Annotated in this window: 12 protein-coding genes; 9 read left to right on the top strand and 3 right to left on the bottom strand. The window is 36.1% G+C overall.

What is annotated here, in order from left to right:
• Positions 1–222 precede the first annotated feature (222 nt).
• Entirely contained in the window at positions 223–2,175 is a 1,953-nt protein-coding gene (locus QL232_RS17030) for a hypothetical protein (protein WP_281615052.1), read from the top strand.
• A 107-nt stretch (positions 2,176–2,282) separates the two neighbouring features.
• Here the strand turns inward: QL232_RS17030 and QL232_RS17035 are convergent, their stop codons facing one another.
• Both QL232_RS17035 and QL232_RS17040 read right to left on the bottom strand, forming a co-directional pair.
• On the bottom strand, positions 2,283–5,081 hold the full coding sequence (locus QL232_RS17035; RefSeq protein WP_281615053.1) for a carbohydrate-binding protein: 2,799 nt from the start codon (positions 5,079–5,081) through the stop codon (positions 2,283–2,285).
• 101 nt (positions 5,082–5,182) lie between these two features.
• Entirely contained in the window at positions 5,183–10,906 is a 5,724-nt protein-coding gene (locus QL232_RS17040) for an Ig-like domain-containing protein (protein ID WP_281615054.1), read from the bottom strand.
• 803 nt (positions 10,907–11,709) lie between these two features.
• On the opposite strand from QL232_RS17040, the gene QL232_RS17045 reads away from it, so the two are divergent.
• The 8 genes from QL232_RS17045 to QL232_RS17080 all read left to right on the top strand — a co-directional run bounded on the left by QL232_RS17045 (position 11,710) and on the right by QL232_RS17080 (position 21,338).
• The gene (locus QL232_RS17045; RefSeq protein ID WP_281615055.1) at positions 11,710–11,958 is read left to right on the top strand and encodes a hypothetical protein; all 249 of its coding nucleotides are present in this window, start codon (positions 11,710–11,712) and stop codon (positions 11,956–11,958) included.
• A gap of 156 nt (positions 11,959–12,114) precedes the next feature.
• On the top strand, positions 12,115–13,272 hold the full coding sequence (locus tag QL232_RS17050; RefSeq protein WP_281615056.1) for a GDSL-type esterase/lipase family protein: 1,158 nt from the start codon (positions 12,115–12,117) through the stop codon (positions 13,270–13,272).
• A gap of 189 nt (positions 13,273–13,461) precedes the next feature.
• Positions 13,462–15,660, top strand: coding sequence for a T9SS type A sorting domain-containing protein (locus tag QL232_RS17055; RefSeq protein WP_281615057.1), 2,199 nt, complete (start codon positions 13,462–13,464; stop codon positions 15,658–15,660).
• Between the two features lie 246 nt (positions 15,661–15,906).
• Positions 15,907–16,566 carry a hypothetical protein gene (locus tag QL232_RS17060; protein ID WP_281615058.1) on the top strand — a complete coding sequence of 220 codons (660 nt, stop codon included), beginning with the start codon at positions 15,907–15,909 and terminating at the stop codon, positions 16,564–16,566.
• Positions 16,567–16,569: 3 nt separating this feature from the next.
• On the top strand, positions 16,570–18,693 hold the full coding sequence (locus QL232_RS17065; protein WP_281615059.1) for an NAD(P)-binding protein: 2,124 nt from the start codon (positions 16,570–16,572) through the stop codon (positions 18,691–18,693).
• 98 nt (positions 18,694–18,791) lie between these two features.
• Entirely contained in the window at positions 18,792–19,130 is a 339-nt protein-coding gene (locus QL232_RS17070; protein WP_281615060.1) for a cupin, read from the top strand.
• Between the two features lie 198 nt (positions 19,131–19,328).
• The gene (locus tag QL232_RS17075; protein ID WP_281615069.1) at positions 19,329–19,613 is read left to right on the top strand and encodes a DUF4212 domain-containing protein; all 285 of its coding nucleotides are present in this window, start codon (positions 19,329–19,331) and stop codon (positions 19,611–19,613) included.
• A gap of 30 nt (positions 19,614–19,643) precedes the next feature.
• Positions 19,644–21,338: a sodium:solute symporter family protein gene (locus QL232_RS17080; RefSeq protein ID WP_281615061.1), complete on the top strand. Its 1,695-nt coding sequence runs from the start codon at positions 19,644–19,646 to the stop codon at positions 21,336–21,338.
• 69 nt (positions 21,339–21,407) lie between these two features.
• Here the strand turns inward: QL232_RS17080 and QL232_RS17085 are convergent, their stop codons facing one another.
• Positions 21,408–22,448 (bottom strand): ArsO family NAD(P)H-dependent flavin-containing monooxygenase, encoded by a 1,041-nt coding sequence (locus tag QL232_RS17085; RefSeq protein ID WP_281615062.1) that lies wholly within the window; start codon positions 22,446–22,448, stop codon positions 21,408–21,410.
• Between the last annotated feature and the right edge of the window lie 178 nt (positions 22,449–22,626).

Raw genomic sequence — 22,626 nt, forward strand, 5'->3', positions numbered from 1 at the left:
ATCCCTTTCATCAATTTGTTCGGGTGATTTTTAAGAAAGATGAAACTAGAAAAAAACTGAACAATGGCCCTTTTAAGGCCATAGGAGATAGATTCTACCTCGACAAGGTTACAAACTGATGTGATGACATTCGATTATAAAGTACATTTATTACTGCTTGGGTATCGCTTACTTAACACTACGAAGGAATCTATTCTTTCAAATTAAATTTCAAAATCATTAATGAATGCTTTAAAACCTTTTTTTACATTATTTATAGGATGTATATGCTTCTATCAATCTGTAATAGCACAAACTTCTACCGTAAATATTTATCCACAACAACGATATTCTATTGGCTCTATTCAAGAGTTCGATAGGAGTAAATACATCGTTTTACATGCTACCCAAATGGAACATGACTTTATAGGTAGTGAAAAACTCATGGATTATGTCATCAATGATTTGGATGTTTATTTAGGGCGTAATAATGGAATTATGGGAGGTGTTATCCATCGTTCAAAAGAAAACCCTAAACAAACAGGTTTTGTAGATCCAAACTTCATGGAAACAGCAGGTAAACGGTTTAGGGAAGTAGAATATGCAAAAAAATGGAAGCATACACATCAGTATGAGTCTCATAATTTTGAAATGGTAGGTGGACAAGTACAATTCTTCTGGACAGGTCATTCTACTAATATTAACCACCCCGAAAAAGGTTGGACAATCAGTGGCCCAGAAGCAATTGGTGATTTTATGGGACAATTTATTAACGAATTCTACAGAGACAAAGGCGCTCCAATTTCAGACGGGCCAATTCGTCCTGAATACGTTGAAGTTATTAATGAACCTCTTTGGGAACTCATCGATGGTGTTGCGGACCTTTCTGAACGAAAAGAACCAAAAGAAATTTTCGAATTTCATAACAAAGCATCTCAGGCTTTCAAAAAGCATAATACAGAAGTAAAAATAGGTGGATATACTGCCGCTTTTCCATTTTTCGATGATGCCGACTTTGAACAATGGAACAGTAGAATGAAGCTCTTCTATGACATGTCTGGGGAATATATGGATTTTGTCTCTATTCACCTTTACGATTTTAACCATCATCACCTTGGAGATAATGACCCTACAACCTTTGATGGTCCCATCAATTTTACTGGTGGAAGAATTGAAGCTACGCTAGATTTGATGGAATCGTATAGTATGAAAAAATACGGCAGAGTCATTCCAATTCTTATTTCGGAATATGGTGGAAGAGACCATGCTACAGAAGGTAAACCTTGGTATGCCGAGCGTGATTGGGATTACATGAAATCAATGAGCCCAATGATGATGCAGTTTATGCAGCGACCTGATCATATAGTTAAAGCTATTCCTTTTATGATTGGTAAAGCCGAATGGGGAAGAAAGGAAAATCCTTACCCTTGGCGTTTATTAAGACAAGAGTTTGAATTAGAAGGAAAAAGCAAGAAGTGGGTATTCACAGAGCAAATAAAGTTCTATGAGTTATGGTCTGAGGTGAAAGGATCCAAAATTAATATTACTTCTCAAGACCCTACATTATTGGTGGATGCCTATAAAGACGGTAATCACATTTATGTAGCACTAAGTAATCTCACAAGAGCACCTAAAAATGTGTCTCTAAACCTATTGGACCTTCCAAAGGAAAGCCTTCTAAAAGTAGAGGGTAAACAATTGACTTTGAAAGATCATCAGCCTGTTCTTGTCAATGCGCAGTTGGGTGATACATACCAATTAGATAGTGAAGGGACAGCAATTATTACATATACCCTCAAAGAAGAAATCACCTCTTTAGTCAACATCAAAGAAACTAAACATTATTCAGATCTTATACTCCAAGAAATTCAAGCTTCAAAAGCTACAACTTATACTTTTGATAAACTGAATACCACAAATTTATCTTCCGCTAAAATAAGAATTGGCTATAGCAGACCTCATGGTCAAAAAGTGTTTCCCACTGTAAGTGTGAATGGTAAAGAAGTGCAAGTACCTCAACAATTAATGGGGCTATCACAACATTTAAGACCTCAATTGTTTACTTCTATTGAAGTTGACGTACCAAAAGAATATTTATTAGAAAGTAATACTGTTGAAATAACGTTCCCAGATGAAGGAGGACATATTAGCAGTGTGATATTAAAAGAACTTACTAAGAATAACATTTCAGAATAAGTAATTTCATCATTTAAAAGAAAAAAGAAGCCGAAATTTTCAGCTTCTTTTTTTATCACATTTGTTTTCTATTCATTAAGAATAGTAGTTAAAGATGTAGCAGCAAATTATCTCATTAATGCTATTCTAACTTTTCTTATTGTCTGATGATCTACAATACTAATAAAGTAGATCCCATTGGGTAAAGCTGAAAGATCCAATTGATGTTTATATCTATAGGCAATGGTAGAAGCATGAACTTGCTGACCATTCAGATTGTATACTAACACTTCATAATCTTGATTGGCTAATCCATTTACCTTAACAATGCGTGTTGTTGGATTAGGATAAGCGTATACTTCTGGAGCTAAAGACAAGGTATTTTCAGCCATTTCTCTCATATTGCTTCCTGTTGAGAAGTTAATTTTATCCAAGTTCCATTGCCAATCATTAGATCCTAACGCATTTACTCTAAAAGTGTGTACTCCTGCAGAAAGACTCACTGTATTCCCTGCCGATAAAGACTGGTAATCATCCCACAGTCCGTTATTTGGTACTGCGTCTGTAGAAGCTACCGTTCCATCCACAACCAATTGAATTTGTGTACCGCCATTCATTGGTGTAGAAACCAAATATTCAATAGAGTAAACACCATTTTCAGGTACATTTACACTATATTGAGCCCAGTCTCCAGAGTTAACCCAATTCACACCAACACCTGCCATAATGTTCATACCGTAAGGAACTTGACCATCATTAAATGTACCGCCAGTTGTAGTAAAATTTTCTGCCTCGATGGTAAATGAAGCAACTCCTGTTACAGGTTGGTTCGTCACAGTAATTACTGCTGTAGCAGAATGATTACCATCAGCAGTTGTCACACTGATATTAGCCGTCCCTGCTCCATTGGCACTAATAAACCCATTATTTACAGAAGCCACATTCGTATTACTACTCGACCAAGTTATGGTCTGATTTGTTGCATTTAAAGGAGTCACAACTGCAGTTAATTGTGCAGTTTCAGATACTTGTAAACTCACATTATTCTGGTCTAATGATACACCTGTTACTGAAACATTAGATGACACAGGAGTTAAAGTAATTTTATCTAAGTTCCATTGCCAATCGTTATTTCCGTTGGCAATAATTCTTATGGTATGAACACCGCTTAAAGTCACTTGTGATGAAGAAGATAGATTTGAATAACTATCCCATCCGCCATTATTTGGCACTGCATCATTGGCTTTTGAAACACCGTCTACTAACAACTCTATGTTTGTACCGTTAGTTATTGGTGTGGAAATCGAGTAATCAATATCGAATGTGCCTGAAGCATTTACAGTATATTCTGTCCAATCTCCACTGTTTACATAATTAATTCCAACACCCGATGTACTTACTCCATAAGGTACAAAACCATCATTGAATGTACCACCTGTTGTAGTAAAGTTTTCAGCTTCGATCACTAAAGGTTGGCCAACTACAGGAGCATCATCAGAAACAACTATAATAGAAGTTGCAGTATATCCGCCGTCTGTAGTTGTAGCTGTTATTGTTGCATTTCCTTCGCTAACTGCAGTTACTACACCCGATTGGGTAACAGTGGCCACTGATTCATTATTTGAAGTAAATACCATCGTCTGATCTGTCGCATTTGCAGGAACCACCTGTCCTGTTAAGTTTCCTGTTTCTCCTGTAGATAGGTTTAATGTTGATGGAGATAAGTTCACTCCAATCACATTGATATCGCTTCCTCCTGATGAGTTAACTGGTTTATATACTCTCACCCAATCAATTTCCATTTGGTTTTTTGATGGATCAGCTAGATCTGAATCACTTGGCGTCTCGCCTCTTGATACTAACCATGATTGAGACTCAACATTGATAATAATGTCCATCTCTTTTGTAAAACCTGTTCCTCCTTGGTACTCTCCCGGATCAATCACATTAATACCATTAGAAGCATTACTTGCTGACTGTAATGTCGTAAACGAGAACGATGAACCCGTAGCATAAGTAATTACTTCAGAATATCCATTTGATCCATTTGTTGGCATTCCTCCAACATTATTGCCCCAGGCATCTGTAGTATTTGCAGGATTTTTTTCTTTGTAGTAAGTATACTCCCATGTACCATTCATTAATGTAGCGATTGCATTATGATACATTACTCTCACTAGCTCACCATCGATATAGTATTCAAAGTGATTGGGCGTTTTCCAATATACCCCCAATCGTAGGTATCTTCTGTTTCCATTATTCCAAGCCCAATCACCCCATCCGTAAGAAGTGCTTACTCGGCTGTCTGGCCACCAACTGTTCCAATCTCTTGGTTGGTAATCGTGGAAAGGGCTTCTAATAAACGAGTGGTGACTAATATGCGTTAGATGTTTGAAACCATTTACCCCACCATAGTTTTCAATAATATCAATTTCTTGAGTATCATCAGGGCTCAATAACCAGAAACATGAAGCCAAACCGATATTGGCAACACTAATCGATGATTCAACATATACTGGATATTGAACTCTACTGTTGGAAGTCACACAACCAGAGTTAACACCATTGTTTGGTAACCCCATTTTTGCACTATTTCCATTCCAAGGGTTAGATTGATTGCCTTGATCCCATCTTGATGCATTGATCAATAATCGGCCATTTTGTACACTAACATTTTGATACTTCCAATAAGTAGTACCTGGCCCGTCCCATGTATTGTGATAAAAATTATACCACTTGCCATTACCAAAATTAGACTTTGAATTTACAGGATTAAAAGTGTAGTTGAAATCGTCTGAAACATTTTCTTGTAATTCCCATTCTTTACCACTCCCCGCATCAGCAGGAACAGGAATACTGCTCCAATCCTGAGAGAATGTTGTTAGAGAAAGTAATAAGGCTACTGCCAAAATCAGTAGTTTTTTCATTTCAATAAGATTAAAAGTTAAGATTTGATAGTATTATTCACAGAAATCTGTGCTATTGAAGAAGAGGTGCCTATTGTGTAATAGACACCTCCATGATTAAATTATTTGCTTACAGCAATTCTTACTTTGCGGTCAATACCTTCTCCAACAATTCTCAATAAATACACGCCAGTTGTTAGTGTACTTACATCCAATTGATGTACATATCTATAATCGATTGCAGAATGATGAACGATTTGTCCATTCATATTATACAAGGCAATTTGATACGATCCATTAGGTAAACCTTTAACATTTACGACCTGATTTGCAGGGTTTGGATAAATATCTAAAGTAGAGGCTGTCAATTGTTCTTCTGAAAGTGTTCTAGCTGAAGAACCAGTTGAGAATGTCACTTTATCTAAATTCCATTGCCATGCATCACTTCCTGATGCGACGATGCGAACCGTATGAGCACCCGTAGTTAATGCAGCCTGAGAAGATGCAACCAATGACTGATAGTCATCCCACTGTCCATTGTTAGGTACTGCATCCGTAGTCACTACACTACCGTCAACAAGTACTTGAATAGCTACATCTCCACTCATTGGTGTTGAAATCATATACTCGATATCATAATTTCCAGCAGAAGGAACATCAATTGTATACTCTGACCAATCGCCAGTATTTACCCAATTAATACCTAAACCTGCCACTTGATTAACACCTAGTGGCACAAAACCATCATTGTATGTACCTCCAGTTGAAGTAAAGTCTTCTGCTTCAATTACTAAAGATGCTGGTCCTGTACTTGGTTTTGATACACTTACATTTGCTGTTGCTGTATAACTACCATCAGTAGTAGTAACTGTAACTACAGCACTACCTTCTGCAATAGCTGTGACGGTTCCATTATTAACAGCCACTGCATTAGTATTAGAAGTAGACCAAGACACCGACTGTTCTGATGCATTGGAAGGAGCAATACTTGCCACAAGTTGATGTGTTTCTCCTTCTATTAAACTGATGCTTGTAGCATTTAGTGATACTCCTGTTACAGGAATCACAGTGGTTTCAATTGGTGTTAGAATCACTTTATCTAAATTGAACTGCCAATCGTTACTTCCCACACCGGCTACTCTCAATTGATGCTCTCCATTTAATGTCAATTGATGTACTGATTTTAGAGAGATATAATCATCCCATTGTCCGTTGTTTACAACATTATCGTTACCAACTACATTTCCATCTAATTGAATTTGAACTGTCGCGTTTTCCATTGGAGTAGAAATCATGTACTCCACTTCGAATGTACCTACTGCATTCACAGTATATTCTGCCCAGTCGCCAGCATTAACCCAATTGATACCAATACCTGCCACTCTATTTACTCCAAATGGAACATTACCATCATTGAAAGTACCACCTGTAGTTTCAAAGTCCTCTGCTTCAATCACAATTGTTCCAGAAGGTGGAGGTGTAACTGTTACTTCGTTGACTGTGATATCAGATGAGGCTACAAACGTTCCATCTACAGTGGTTGCTGAAATCACTGATGATCCCTCTGAAATAGCAATCACTCGACCACTGGCATCTACTGTGGCAACAGATTGGTTAGAAGAACTCCACACTACTGTCTTATTGGTTGCATTAGCAGGAGCAACTGTTGCCGTTAATAGTTGATCTTCTCCAACATTAAGTATTAATGATGCTGGACTAATACTTACACCAGTTACTGGAACATTTGGAGCATTTTCTACAATTATATCTTTAGTCGCTGTGAATCCACCGTTTTGAGTGGTTGCTGTAATTGTTGCTGTTCCTGTTCCAACTCCTGTTACAGTACCACTCTGATTAACAGTAGCAATATTAGTATTGCTAGACGTCCAAGAGATATTTGTTGTACAAGCTGATTGTGGTATTAAAGACGCTGAGAACGTGGTAGACTGTCCTAATGGAATCGACGTTTCTGTTGATGAGATTGTCACTCCAGTCAATGGGTCACAAGTAATTTCTCCTTGGAAAGACAACTCGAATTTATCTAAATTCCATTGCCATTGAGAAGTACCCGAGCCAACGAGACCAATTTTTACTTGACCTTGACTTAGATTTACATTTTGACCTAAGGGAACATTAGCAAAGGCATCCCAATCGTTCATTGGAACTTGTTTACTGCCCACACTATTACCGTCCACAAACATCTCAATCACACCATCCTCTACAGCAGTTCCTGCTAAGAAAGATACACTATATTCTCCACCTTGTGGAATAAATACATCAAATTCAACATAATCACCAGACTGAACATTATTAATACCCTGGCCACCTGTTGGTATATCATATATGGCAATTTCTCCAACTGGTCCTCCCATTCCTGAGAACGATTCCGCTTGAATAATCAATGTCGTACCTACAGTTACATTACTTACACCTTGTACAGAAGGGTTAGATGTTGATGTAGCAGTTAAAGTCAAAGTGCCTGTTGTTCCTCCAGCAGAAATATTACCATTTCCATCTACTGTAGCCAGAGCTGTATTACTTGAAGCCCAAGTAATGCTCTTTTCTGTTGTCCATTCTGGCTCGAAAACCGGAGATACTGATAATGATCCATTTGGAAAAACTGTAACATCCGATGGTATAATAATCACCGTAGGCTGTACCACCACCTGAGACTTTACTTCAATTGTAGTTTGAGCAACTAGACCTCCATCCTGTGTTGTTGCCCTTATTGTAGTCGTTCCAAGACTAACACCTGTTACAATACCTTCATTATTTACGGTTGCTACTGATGAATTCGAAGATGTCCAATTGATAGATTTATTATATGCATTTTCCGGTAATACATTTGCTGTTACTGGTACCGTTTCTCCTATTTCTACTTCCCTCAACCAATCTGTAAGTGCAATTGATTCAGGGCGAATTCTATCTAAAATACTCAAGTTAGAAGAGCATTGGTCTATTACTTGGTTGCCATTACTTAACGCCGTTACTCTTAGAGTATAATTACCAATAGTTGGTACAGTATTCAGTGAAACATCCACAGAGACTACATCTTTTCCAGCCACTGTTGCAGCAGTTGATCCCGTTCCCAAGACAGTGTTCCCTTGTAATAATTCTACCTTTACCTCTCTTTCACCTAACAAATTGACGAATACGTCAAAAGTGTAATCCGTATTTCCGGTAACTTCTGTGATCATCGCATCACAATACACCTTTTCTTCTCCAACAATACCAACAGTAACAGTTGTAGATGCTGTGATTATATTTCCATTATCGTTGATGGTAGCTGTAACAATTGCAGATTCACCAATGGCTTTACCAGTAACTCTTCCTGTTTTTGGATCAACAGAAACAATTTCATCATTAGAACTTGACCAAACTACTTCTTGATTTGTTGCATCCTCTGGTGAGATCGTTAACGTTAATGGAGAAGTAACATAAAACTGAACGTTTGTAGTTGCCCCTTCATCAATAGTAATATTGTTAACAGGAGTATCTGCATATGGAATAGCGGCAACTGTATGCGTAGCCACAATTGTTCCATCTATATTTGCAGCTGTAATCGTTGCATTTCCTGAGTTCGTCATAGCTTTAATCACACCAAATTCATCTACTGTAATGATTGATGGTGCGCTTGAAGACCACACTAGTTGCTTGTTTGTCGCGTTAGCTGGCTCTAGGTTTGCTGTTAACCCTACTTCTTTTCCTGCCATTAACTCTTGTGTTCCTTCAATAGATAAGCCTGTTAAAGCAACTCCATTTTCTCCAGAACGCCCCGGAGCTTTACTAAAGTCCCAAACTTGAATTTGAGTTGTAGCCCAATCAGTTGGAGCATTGGTCTTACATTCAATAGTATTTGATGCTTGAAGTACTCCTGGAGGAATATCCACCTCAAGAACACCTAACCATTGGTTTCGTAAATCTTCTAATGAACCTCTCCAATTGCTATTATGCTCAAGAACTACCCCATTCAGCTTTACTTCAACAGAAGATAAATGTGCTTTAAAAAATGCTCCTGATATTCTCAATGTTGCTTCATACTCACCATTTGGCACCACAACATTGTTGACTGATGTAGAAAGATTCTGACTTGTTGCATGAATAAGTTCACTACCAAACTCATGGTAGCCAGACCCAATCTTTTCACCCATAAACTTCGTTTCTTCAGAGCTTTGATCTACAGTTACGGCATTGGCAAATGTATACTCTAAAATCATCGTTGCATTATTACTCAGTTGCACAGATCCAGGTGCAGAATTTACCGTAAACTCATCTAAAGCAGGTTTACCGTATGTACCTTGATTCATATCTAAGTAAAGGTTTTTGATCAACACACTTTCTACAGGATTTTCATAATCATCGTAGAAGGATAAGTCTACTGTCTTTGTATCATCTTCTAAGTTATTGATGATTAGGTAGGTTTTATTACCTTCTACATAAGCATCTACCTGAAGGTCTCTATTCGATGATTTTGTATCAATTCGAGTACCTTTTACATTACTCCATAATTGGAAAAACTTGATATATTCTGACCATTCCCATTCACCATCTCCGTTTTCATCGCGCATCATAGCATACGGATAACGTAGGTCTTGATCAGGAATATCACCCCAAATCGCCTTAATTGGTGTAAAAGGCATTGATTTAGTGATATAATCCGGACGCTCAAGGAATTGCATAAACATAGCATTGAATGGTTTGATGTTCTCCCAATCCATTCTTTGTTGATCATAAACACCTGGTCTATTGTTCTCATTATAAAGCCCATTTACCGCTCCAAATTCAGAAACGATCAATTCTTTTCTTTCACCGTTTTTATATAAATCATACCATTCGATGATATCCAACATAGCTTCTGTATGACCACCTGAACGAGTAGCTGCTGGAGCATCATTTGCATTGAGATTCCATCCTGGCCAATCATAAATATGAATGGAATAAAAGTCCATATTATCTCCACAGGTATCCATAAAACCCTGCCACATAATATCCCATTGATACCAAGGGTTTGTTCTATAGTTGTTCGCTTCAGAATCCATCATGTTGTGATAAGTGATATAGCCATCACCATCTAACCATTGGTCTAAATAATCTTCATCATAACGAGAAATACCATCAGGTAAGTGGAAATCATGAAGTCCCCAAGTCATCCCGCCAATTTTAGGACGATTGGGATTATTTGCACCAAAACGTTCTCGTACTCCCAATGCAACAAGATTATGGTACTCCCATATCTTTTCTTGAGAAGTACAAGTCATATGGCCTGTCATCATCGGCATATCTGGCTCATTAATCACCTCCCAATAATGTGGAAGGGGTTCTCCTGGAGCACCATCAGATTTACGAAAGAAGCCGTCAAGGTAATTCACTACCCATTCTGCAGATACATCTACATCCATAGGTTGCCACCCCGTCCAAGTTTCACCATCACCATTCCAACTTAACGTTGGGTATGTTGGGTGAGGATTTGTTCCTCCAATCATATCTCGACTTCTTGCCTCATACTGATGAGAAAGGTAATCCTTACTGTACTCCCCTTTTAACCATGTTCCCAACTCATCCATGTGTTCTAAACTTGGACGATTTGGTCGGTTGGGGTCTTCTTCTGTTGCATTAAATTTCCATGTTGCGGAACCCGTATCTCTACCAAAGTAGGTATCGAGTGTATTTAAAAGGTAGTCGAGCTTATCTTCTTCACCATCCCAATCAGTTTCAAAGGAGGTTCCATGAAGTGTCATATATTTTTCCCTTTCAAATTCAGACACCCCATTTACGGAGTGCTTGATGTTAAGGTTAACATCTACATTTACATCTTGTGCATATGTCGTCAGGGCACAAGAAGTCATTAATAGTAAGCCGAGCAGCCTACTACGTAAGTTGTAATAGTTCATTTCATTAATTCATTACATTTAAAAAGTGAAAGTACTCTAAGAGGTGAGCTCAAAAATTAATAATTTAGTACTTTCATAACGCGTTGCTTCTGAGTGAGTTCATAGCCGTAGTTTTCAGAAGTTGGTGGGAAGGTTAATTTTCTTCCCTCTTAATAGCAGTTTTTTCTATTTAATCATACATATTTGAGGATTAGAAGTTGAACATTAATTTCTAATAGAGTCTGCCATGCTTAAGATTCCCGTCTTTATGGTAGGCTCTTTTTTGTTTACAAGAGTGTAAATAAACACTTGTGGTATTTGGGGTTTCGCTTACACTACAATAGTGCTAAACCACAAGTGTAATATCTACATCACTAATTTGAAGCAACAAAATCGAGATATCAATTTTAGTGACTAGACAAAAACTGTATAAGAATTTTTTAATACTTTATTTGAGTTTTCGCGAATAGAAAGTTTTGAAGTATTTGACAAAAAAATAACTAGACAAAAACTGTATACATTCTCATTTTCATACTAAAAACAGTCTTTTTACATAGATTTTTACTTGATATACGCAAAAGAGTATTGTTCAGTAGTCCATTTAGAAAAACAATATTTTTCTCCCCAATTCATGAAGAAATTTTTCTGTAACTACTTGTAACAACTAAAGATTAATAAAATAACAATCACTTTTCGCCAATAAAAAAGCAATTCATAGTTGAAAGGTAAGTAGGAACCGTCGTTAGATATAATCAATAATAAAAACTAAATGAATTATTATGAACGACAACAACCTAACCAATAAGATCATTCAAGGAACTATGATTATGAAAGATGTATCATTACAAGAAATGACCAAATCATTTGGTTTGTCTGCTACATCGTATGATTTATTGAACATTACCCAAGAATTAGAACGTAAGGGTATTGTAGAAAACTCAATAAATGATCATCAAGAAATTTATATTAAACTAAGTCCTCTAGGTGAAGTAATCGCCTGTGACTTATTAGATCAATGTAATAGTTAACACATTCAGAAAGACTTTATTTTAGCGATAAAGTCTTTTTTTATATTTCAAAAATTGCTTTTCGATTAGGATATAACATTGTTAAACATCATTGTGTATACAACCTTAACGTTTTACTTTTGGGTTGAATAGAAAACCTATATAAATACAAACCTCTTGAAAAGCGTAATTTTTTTATCCCTACTTCTGATCTCAATTTGTTCCAATGCCACAAATATTACTTTTAGGGTCGATCTAGAAGGAATTGAGGTGCACCCAAAAGGTATCTATATTTCAGGGGAAATCAACGGGTGGAAATTTGATCAAAACCCTTTATCGAAGACCACTAACAATATTTATGAAATAACATTAGACTTAGACGAAGGACAAACTTATGAGTATAAATTCTTCAATGGTCCCCTATGGGAAGGCGGGGAGTTTGCTTTTGGTCCTTGTGCTAACGGTGGCTTCAGGTCTGTAACAGTAGATCAAGAAAAAATATTACCGACTGTACCATTTGGTCTTTGCAATAGCGATTTTCCAAAAGATAAGATAAAAGTAGCTTGTGTAGGCAATAGTATTACATACGGTCATGGTTTGGGAAGTGAAAGAGCAGAAGTTTGCTACCCTTCTCAATTGCAAAAGATTTTAGGAGAGGAATATATAACCTACAACTTTGGTAATCCAGGAAAAACAATGTCAAAAGACATCAATGATTCTTATTGGAAAACCTCAGAATTCAACTATTCCCATCAACCTTTTCTCCCAAATGTTGTAATGATAATGTTGGGAACTAATGACTCTAAACCTTTTATTTGGGATAAAAGAAAAGAGCACTTGAAACGAGACCTCATTGAGTTTTATAACTCATTTGATACACTATCTACTTCACCTACAATTTATTTAGCCACTCCTGCTTTTGCCTACAATCATAATTTTGATGTAAGTAACACAAATATTGAAAAAGGAATTATTCCAATTATAAATGAGGTCTCAGAAGAAATGGGGATCAACCTGATTGATATTCATGAAGCAACTCAGAATAAACAAAAGTTATTTCCTGATGGCGTACACCCCGATAAAGAAGGGGCGCTAATTATTGCTCAAAAGATTGGAAGCGTCCTAAAAGAGGAATCACCAAAGATGATCATTAAAAAGAAAAAACTATCGACCAATAAAATTGGAGTAAAATACAGATGGTATAAGAATGGTCAACTGATTGAGGAAACATCACAAGCATCTTTAAAACTTACTGCAATAGATAAAAATGCTCACTATAAGGTCGCTGTAAAGTTACTTAAGGAGACTGAGGATTGGGTGGTCAGTAAAAATTAACCCTTTATCATTATCAATATTGAATCGAAATTAACCACCTCTACATCACAAAATTTTTCCACTCATTATTAACTGAACATTGACTTTACCCCCTATATTTCAACAATTTATCTTAAAGCTTGGATAGAGGCAATTGTAAATTTGGCTTGATAGTATGAAATGAATTAATCAATAAAAACTTATTTGATAATGAACTACAAGCCTATAACCACTATTATTCTAACTCTATCTTGTATTACATTATTTGGGCAAGATACACTTGATGTTAACCTCAATATGAAACATGTTGTTGGCAACAGTGCAGAGTTTGACAGATCCAAGTTTATGGTATTCCATGAAAATATTGTTGGAAATGAATGGGATAGTGATGAACAACGTGACTCCTTTTTGAATGATTATGATATATACCTCGGTAGAAACAATGGGTCTATCGTTTGGGAGTTTAATCAGGTGAGAGAAGATCCAAACAAACCGGGTTGGCCGGATATTTCTCATATGCAAGAGAAAGGACAACAAGCAAAAAGTAATTATGCCTCTAAAACCAGTGCACATGCATTAGAAAATAGAGAAATTTACATGATGGAGGGAGGGCAAATGTGGCCAATGTATCCCAATGGTCAACTTACCAGCCCTAGTTCTTGCTGTAGTGATGCATCACCATGGGCTTATGATGGTAATGATGCTGTTGCTGAATTTTTTAGTAATTACCTCACGCACTATTTTGGAGAAGGGGGCACTACTGGTAAACAGAAACCAAGATTGGTAGAGGTCTTAAATGAGCCTTTTGTAAAAGCCTATCAATACAATACTTCCCATGAAGATATTGCGAAAATGCATAATGTAGTAGCCAAAAGAATCAAAAAAGACCATCCAGATGTTTTAGTTGGTGGCTATACTGCAGCCCATCCCGCCTATGAAGACCATGATTTTGGGCATTGGGAGAAAAACTGGAAACTATTTATTGATGTTGCTGGTGAAGAAATGGATTTTTTCTCTTTTCACTTATATGATTTTGTTGGAGACCAGACTGACATGCTAGAAAAGCAACGAAAAGGAAGCAATATCGAGGCCATCATGGATATGATCAATCATTATAGTATGCTCCAATTAGGTGAGGTAAAACCTTGGTCTATTTCTGAATACGGATGGTTTTGCCCAAGTTGTGATGGACCTTATTATGCAGAAAGAGATTGGTACAATGTCCGTTCTTTCTCTTCTATGATGATTCAACTAATGGAACGTCAGGACCAAATCATCAATGCTATTCCTTTTGTTTTAACCAAAGCTTCATGGGCACACAATAAAGCTGAAGATGAATACAATACCTACGGACCTCGCCTTATGAGAGAGATTGGAGAAGTTGAAGGAGAAGATCCTCATTCTGGTTATGTTTATACTGATCTATTGAAGTTTTTTGAATTATGGGCGAATGTTAAGGGGACAAGAATAGACACAAAACCTACTGACTTCGATCTACTTTCTGATGCCTATATAGATGGAAATAAGCTGTACTTGATACTAAGTAACTTAGACCAAGAAGTGAAAGATATTCAGCTCAATATCAGTAATATTACAGCCTACCCAATAAGCGACTTAATGGTAAAACATGCTTATGAAAACAACCTTATCACGCAATTAGATACTACTTACTACACAGAACATGTATCAGAAGTAACCATTGGTTCTGAAGGTACGATGATATTAGAATACACATTTACCGATGATGTTACTATCGACGAGATGAAGAAGGAGCAATTATTCTATGCTGATACTTATTTACAGCCGATCACTGCAAATAAAGAAGTCTCTTTTCAGATCAATAAGGTACACATTGATAAAAATGGAGAGGCAATATTAAGAATTGGTTTAGGTAGAGATCTAGGGAAATCGCTTACTCCAAAAGTAAAGGTAAATGGCAAACAAATTCAGGTACCCAACAATTGGAAAGGTAATCATCAAGAAAATCGTGACCGCTTCTTTGGTGTTATAGAAGTTCCAGTAGAATATGACCATCTATCTGAAAATAACACAATCACTGTATCTTTTGATGATGACGGTGGGCATATCTCAACTATGATTCTTAAAACTTATGAATTATCAGTACCCGTTCAACGATCTACGTTCAATATGAGTAATGAAAATGATCAACCTTTAGGATTAGAACAAAAAATCGATCAATTGAATATATGCCCTATTCCAAGTGATAGTATTATTCATCTAAGAGGTATAGAAGGGAATATTAAAAGTGATATTATTTCCCTATCAGGACAGGTTGTATTGACCACAAAGCAAAAAGAGATAGATATATCCACACTTAAAGTGGGTGTTTATATCATAAATATTGAAACGGAAAGTGGTATTATTTCAAAGAAAATTGTAAAAAAATAAACTCACTTACCTCTATTTATACTTCTATAGCAGCAAGTTTACTCTTGCTGCTTTTTTGTTTTTTTAATTTGTAATATAAATAATAAATGACAGCCTATTCTTTGAGTTATTAATTACTCTTTAAATCATCAAATTTGTAGGTTCAGACGATCAAATTGTAAGAATTAATATTAACGAAACGCTTTTTACGAAAAATATTAGTAATATTATACTAATTATCTAATCTGTTCTCAAGCTTTCTTAACAATGACAAGTAATTTTTTTGACGCAAACTATGCTACTATTGAATTTAAAGTATCACGACTTATTGACACTATTAAAGACCATCCTGAACGACGATTAAAAGCTAGAAAAGACTTTTATATTAAATATGGTTTTTCTAAGAAGTCAGATTACGGTTTTGGTAAATCTGAAATCGACTTTTTAGAGTGGGAAATTAAAAGAGGAGTACTTGACAAAAAGTATAATAATCATTGGTGGTACAACACCAATTTAAAGTACATCTATCTCTCTACTTTGGCTTCATATTATTATGAAAATGGACAAACGGATACTTCAAATTTAATTCCAGTACAAAAATGGATAGACTATTTTAATGCACCCAGTGCAATCACATGGTATCGAGCACATAATTCAACGATTTTGTTCGCATGTGATACCTATTCATCATTAATAGACAAAGAACCTTATCATGAACAAGTATTTATACAAGAGGTAATTAATAGGGTTTTATATATGGAGAAGGTAGTAGAAGGAAAATGCAAATACCTAGGATTTATTGGTAGATTTATTGCTGATCCTAAGTTCTCTGTGGTAGATAAACTTACAAAAGTAAAACAACTCTACCCTACTGCTTACCCTTTACATCAATCAAAACTAAACTTTAGCATTACAAACTTAATTTAGCAAATGAAAAAAATTGCAATATTCGGAGGTGGAATCGCCGGATTAACTACCGCATGGGAATTAACTAATCAGAAAGATTGGGAAAAAAAATACGATATAACGATTTACCAACAAGGATGGAGATGTGGTGGTAAAGCCTCTACTGGTATCAATGAACAAGGCAGAATTGAAGAAATTGGAATCCATATGTTCCAAGGTTGGTACCATAATGCTTTCCGTTTGGTTAAGGAAGTATATTCTTATATCGAAGAAAATAAAATAAATGAGGATGGAGCATTTAAAAGTTGGAAAGATGCCTTTAAAGCCAATCCCGTTACCTCTTTGGTTGAGCCTAGAAAAGACGAAAAATGGTTAGATTGGCCATTTGTCTTACCAGAAAATAACTTAGAGCCTGGGTCCCTCGAAGATAAAGATATTTCGGTTTCTATTCAAGAATTTATTGCATTGGGTTTAGAAACACTTTTGGGGTCTCCATATCAGAAAAATAAAGCCGGAAAAGTCGCGTTCAAAAATCGAATGCTGAATAAACTTTTCTTTAAGCAGCATATCTCTAAAAGTGATGCTTGGTGGATGAAAAGTATCATATCGATCTTCGAAAGTTTATCGAATGATATCACATCTAACCCAGATAATAAATCTGTAAAAAGGATCATAGCCACTTCCGAAAGAGTCATTAAGTTATTAAAAAGTAATGTCATTGCTAATGCTCTGGATAAAAGTAATGCTTTAAGACGAATTCGAGAGTTATTAATTTTAGTATTAGTTTCCCTAAAAGGCGTTTTCTCTGATGTATATGAGGAGACAGAATTCAATTGGAGTAATATTAACCATTACGACTTTTCTGAATGGTTAAGCAAGCACGGAGCTGACGATCAGATTATCAATTCATCCATTGTAAGGTTTCTTTATAAAGGAACATTCTCTAACATGTTAAATGGTGAAAGGGGTAAAGTGGCAGCAGATATTGCTATCAATATGATGCTTATGATCCCTAGCTATAAAGGCAGCTTTGTATGGAACTTAGTCGGTGGAACAGGCGGGTCGTTTATTGCACCTTTGTTTGTTGCACTTAGACATAAAGGAATCAAGTTTAAATTCTTCCATCAATTGAATCAAGTGAATTATTCTGATGGAAAAGAAATTGAATCGATCAAGCTAGATAGACAAGTTGATCTTCAAGAAAATATTAAAGAATATAACCCTATTGTCAAACAAAAAGGTGTTTTTCAATGGAGAACTACTCCCGATTTAAACCAAATTAATCCAATACAAGCGAAGCAAATTGAAGAAGGAAAAGTAAACCTTGAATCGCATTGGTCTGAATGGAAAAATGTAGATTCCTTACAACTTTCTAAAGGTGTTGATTTTGACATCGCTGTGTTGGCCACTTCCATTAAGCCACTGAAATATCTATGTAAAGATATAGTAGAAAGTAAGCAAGAGTGGAAAGATATGGTAGAAAATGTGGAAGCATCTGCTACTGCAAATGTTCAATTCTGGTTGAAAAAAGACGATCAAGAATTGGGTATGGATCTAGGTGAATGGGGCATGAAAGAAAAGTCTTATGCGAATACTGTCATCTATGATGATCCTTTGTATTCATGGACAACAATGACCTTCGTTTCTCCTTATGAAAAATGGCAAAAAGGAAACGAGGCGAAGCAAATTAGCTATTGGTGTGGTACTTGGCCGAACCATCTGACTGATTTTGATAAAAGTAAAACGTCCTACCCTGCTGATCAGATCACATTATTAAAAAAGGTTGCAAAGGAGTACATGAATAAAAACATGGGTTGGATATGGCCAAATGCAGTCAAAGACAATCAATTTGATTATGCTCTACTTTGTGACTCACAAGAAGAAGAAACCTTGGAGGAAAAATTCAACAATCAGTTTTTCCTTACAAATATAGACCCTTCAATGCATTATGTAATTGCAAGGCCAGGAAGTAATAAATACCGTTTAAAAGCAGATGAAACTGGTTATGATAACCTTTATTTCTCTGGTGATTGGATTAATTTTGGTCTCAATGTAGGATATATGGAAGGGACCGTAATTGCTGGAAAACAGGCAGCTAAATGTATTTCAAATGCTATTTCAGTGTCTAAAGATACTGTTGAGAAATAGGTGACATAGCTTTGATAAAAACTCAGCTCTAAACCTGATTTATATCAAGAAATATTGCTATATGTGGTCTTAACTTTGTAAAAACAAAGAGAACGAAAATGAAAAAATCTAACATTTATCAAGACCTACAATACAGTGATGTCAAACCTATGATCTCTGTACTTTTCGAAACAGAATTTACAAAAGAGATTAGAATAGCCATGAAAGAAGGAACGGTGATGAAAGAACATAAAGCACCTACTCCTATCGTTATCGAAATGGTAAAAGGTAATATCGACTTTGGAGTAAATAATGAAATTCTTCATCTAGTCGAAGGAGATTTACTTACTTTAGATGGTCATGTTCCACATGATTTAAAAGCAACAAAAGATAGTATCGTAAGGCTAACACTCACAAAATACGACGATAGTAATAGAGTCAAGAATGTAGCTAAGTAACAGCAATTAAATGCCGCTAATGTCAATCATTAGTGGCATTTTTTTTATATATACTTATGTGTATCAAATAAATACAAGAACCCACCTTCTATTTAAGTAATCTTCCAATTTCTTTGAAAGTATTCTATAGTTTATGTAATTTTCTATGATGAATTATTACAAATTAGACTATTTTTTATGAATGAACTAAAAGAAGAAATGATTCCAACAAATGAAAACAAAGAGACTAACATTGCTCGTAAAAAGTACTGGAAAACTAACTTAAAATACCTCGGTGCTTTGTTGAGTATATGGTTTCTCTGTTCATTCGGAGCTGGAATACTATTTCGAGACACATTGAATGAAATCCGAATCGGCGGATTTAAACTCGGTTTCTGGTTTGCTCAACAAGGAGCTATTTACATTTTCACCATTCTCATTATAGCTTACATCTTTTTAATGAATAAGCTAGACAAAAAATATGATGTAGAAGACGACAACTAAAACACTTAAAACTTAACTAAATTCTCTCTCATGAATGTTCAAACTTGGACTTACCTCATTGTAGGTATTACCTTCTTAATATATATCGGCATTGCTATCTGGTCTAGAGCCGGATCTACTAAAGAATTTTATGTAGCCGGTGGCGGAGTATCTCCGTTCGCTAATGGTATGGCTACTGCTGCAGATTGGATGTCTGCTGCATCATTTATCTCCATGGCTGGCCTTATCTCGTTTATGGGGTATGATGGTGGGGTTTATCTAATGGGATGGACAGGAGGATATGTTCTTCTTGCTCTACTATTGGCTCCTTACTTAAGGAAGTTCGGGAAGTTTACCGTTCCTGATTTTATTGGTGATCGATACTATTCCCAAACAGCAAGAACAGTCGCCATATTTGCTGCCTTAATCGTTTCCTTCACATATGTTGCAGGTCAAATGAGAGGTGTAGGTGTCGTCTTTTCCCGCTTTTTAGAAGTAGACATTAATACAGGTGTTATTATTGGAATGGCACTGGTCTTTATCTATGCTGTTTTAGGTGGTATGAAAGGGATCACTTATACACAAGTAGCACAGTACTGTATTCTGATTTTTGCCTTTATGGTACCTGCAATTTTTATCTCAATTCAACTAACAGGAAATCCTATTCCTCAATTAGGTTTTGGGGATACCCTAGCCAACTCTGATACTTACCTATTAGACAAACTCGATCAGCTTTCTGTTGATTTAGGTTTTAGTACCTATACCGAAGGTCAAAAGTCTATGATTGATGTCTTCTGTATTACTGCTGCTTTGATGTTAGGAACTGCAGGTCTTCCCCATGTAATTGTTCGCTTTTTTACTGTTCCAAAAGTAAAAGATGCTCGGTCTTCAGCTGGTTATGCTTTAGCGTTTATTGCTATTTTATATACAACTGCTCCAGCAATCTCTGCTTTTGCAAGAGTAAATTTAATTGAAACAGTAAGCGAAAAGAGGTATGATGCTATGCCCGAATGGTTTAACAAATGGGAAACCACCGGATTAATTGCCTTCAATGATAAAAATAACGACGGTAAAATTCAGTATGTAAGTGATGTGGCTACAAATGAATTACAAATAGATCGAGATATTATTGTATTGGCCAATCCAGAAATTGCCAACCTTCCCAACTGGGTCATTGCTTTAGTCGCTGCAGGAGCATTAGCTGCAGCATTATCTACCGCTGCAGGTTTATTATTAGTCATTTCAGCATCTGTATCACATGATTTACTAAAGAAACAACTGATGCCAAATATATCCGAAAAAGGAGAACTGATCGCTGCAAGAACGGCGGCGGCATGTGCAGTGGTTGTTGCGGGGTACTTTGGTATTAACCCTCCTGGTTTTGTCGCGGCAGTTGTTGCATTGGCATTTGGACTAGCGGCTGCATCATTTTTCCCTGCTATTATCCTTGGAATTTTCTACAAAAGGATGAACAAGGAAGGTGCAATCAGTGGAATGATAGCCGGTCTAGGAAGTATGATCTTCTATATTTTACGTTTTAAATTCAATACATTTGGAGACACAACTCCTGAAGATTGGTGGTTCGGTATTTCACCCGAAGGTTTTGGTACAATTGCAATGATCATCAATGTGATTGTTTCAGTCGTTGTTGCTCAGTTTACAGCAACACCACCTGAAGAAGTCACAGATATGGTAGAGGAAATACGCTACCCTAAAGGGGCTTCTAAAGAAGTAGTGATGCATTAATAGAATTTAGTGTATATGATAAACGCCCATGTTTTATTCATGGGCGTTTTTTATGCTATATATCTTTCATCATTTATCTAAGTAATTCGCTATTTTCTGAGCTGTATCTCTGGCTGTTTTCCCCACACCATAAATTGTAGCCGATGCATAGCCAGTCCAGTTTCCTAAACCGACTAAGTATAAACCTTTTTGTTTTATTGATTCTGTCTCATTTGTCGCTATTTTATTATCCTCAATGACATCTAATGAAGATAATAAGCTTAGGTCAGGTCTAAATCCAGTGGAATAAATAACAGCATCAAATTTTTCTTCTTCACCATTTCCCCAGATCACACCATCCTCAGTAAATTCGAAATCAGATTTTCTTGCGTGTAATACATCTCGTTCCCTTGCTTCCTTTACAGGGGCAACCATTACTATCTTACCCAAATCATCCTTTAAACTAACATCCATTTTACCGTTTAGATAAGCTTCATTAGAACGAGTAAATAAATATCTCCCATCTTGATCATCTGGTAAGAATTGAGGCTCTTGTAATGTTGCCCAAACTGTTTCCGTATGTTCAGATACCTCTGCTAAAATCTGTGCACCCGAGTTACCTCCACCGAGAATTAATGTTTTCTTTCCTACAAAATCATTTGGGGTTCTATAGTCTAAAGAGTGCATTTGAATGCCTTTATATTGGTCCTTACTTTTAATATTAGGTATCACTGGTATATTGTTAGCACCTGTAGCCACCACAACAGCCTTTGCCATAAAATCACCTTTATTTGAAGATATCTTATATATACCATCTTCAAACTTTACTTTGTCAACCTCAACAGGCCTTTCAACATTTAATTCATAACGAGATTCATACTTTGTGTAATAATCAATCACCTCATCTTTAGGAGCGTACACTTCTTTATTTTTAGGAAATTGCCACCCCGATAATGATGAATATTCTCTTGGAGAAAATAAATGCAGAGAATCCCATACTTGGTTCCATCTACCTCCTGGAGTTTCCTGGCTATCGAGAATTAAGTAATCAAGTTTATATCTTCTTAAAAAATAAGCTACTGATATTCCCGCTTGGCCTCCACCAATAATTATTACATCGTATGTTTTCATTCTTTTATGTCTAAAGGTTATTGAAGTGTATCACTATTAATGTGTCAACTAAGCTAGTTAAAGTCACATTTTATGGGATGTATTTTTGCATAACGATAATCCTTCTTAGAAGTTAATAAAATCAAGTGTATAAACATTCAAAATAAGACTAAAAAAGCTCCTATTATACTGGTTTAGT

The sequence above is a fragment of the Flammeovirga sp. SubArs3 genome, from assembly GCF_947387565.1.
GTDB lineage: Bacteria > Bacteroidota > Bacteroidia > Cytophagales > Flammeovirgaceae > Flammeovirga > Flammeovirga agarivorans.

Bases quoted from the DNA above. Each gene is read 5' to 3' on its own strand.
- QL232_RS17030 (WP_281615052.1), top strand. From the start codon at position 223: ATGAATGCTTTAAAACCTTTTTTTACATTATTTATAGGATGTATATGC.
- QL232_RS17035 (WP_281615053.1), bottom strand. From the start codon at position 5,081: ATGAAAAAACTACTGATTTTGGCAGTAGCCTTATTACTTTCTCTAACA.
- QL232_RS17040 (WP_281615054.1), bottom strand. From the start codon at position 10,906: ATGACTTCTTGTGCCCTGACGACATATGCACAAGATGTAAATGTAGAT.
- QL232_RS17045 (WP_281615055.1), top strand. From the start codon at position 11,710: ATGAACGACAACAACCTAACCAATAAGATCATTCAAGGAACTATGATT.
- QL232_RS17055 (WP_281615057.1), top strand. From the start codon at position 13,462: ATGAACTACAAGCCTATAACCACTATTATTCTAACTCTATCTTGTATT.
- QL232_RS17060 (WP_281615058.1), top strand. From the start codon at position 15,907: ATGACAAGTAATTTTTTTGACGCAAACTATGCTACTATTGAATTTAAA.
- QL232_RS17065 (WP_281615059.1), top strand. From the start codon at position 16,570: ATGAAAAAAATTGCAATATTCGGAGGTGGAATCGCCGGATTAACTACC.
- QL232_RS17070 (WP_281615060.1), top strand. From the start codon at position 18,792: ATGAAAAAATCTAACATTTATCAAGACCTACAATACAGTGATGTCAAA.
- QL232_RS17075 (WP_281615069.1), top strand. From the start codon at position 19,329: ATGATTCCAACAAATGAAAACAAAGAGACTAACATTGCTCGTAAAAAG.
- QL232_RS17080 (WP_281615061.1), top strand. From the start codon at position 19,644: ATGAATGTTCAAACTTGGACTTACCTCATTGTAGGTATTACCTTCTTA.
- QL232_RS17085 (WP_281615062.1), bottom strand. From the start codon at position 22,448: ATGAAAACATACGATGTAATAATTATTGGTGGAGGCCAAGCGGGAATA.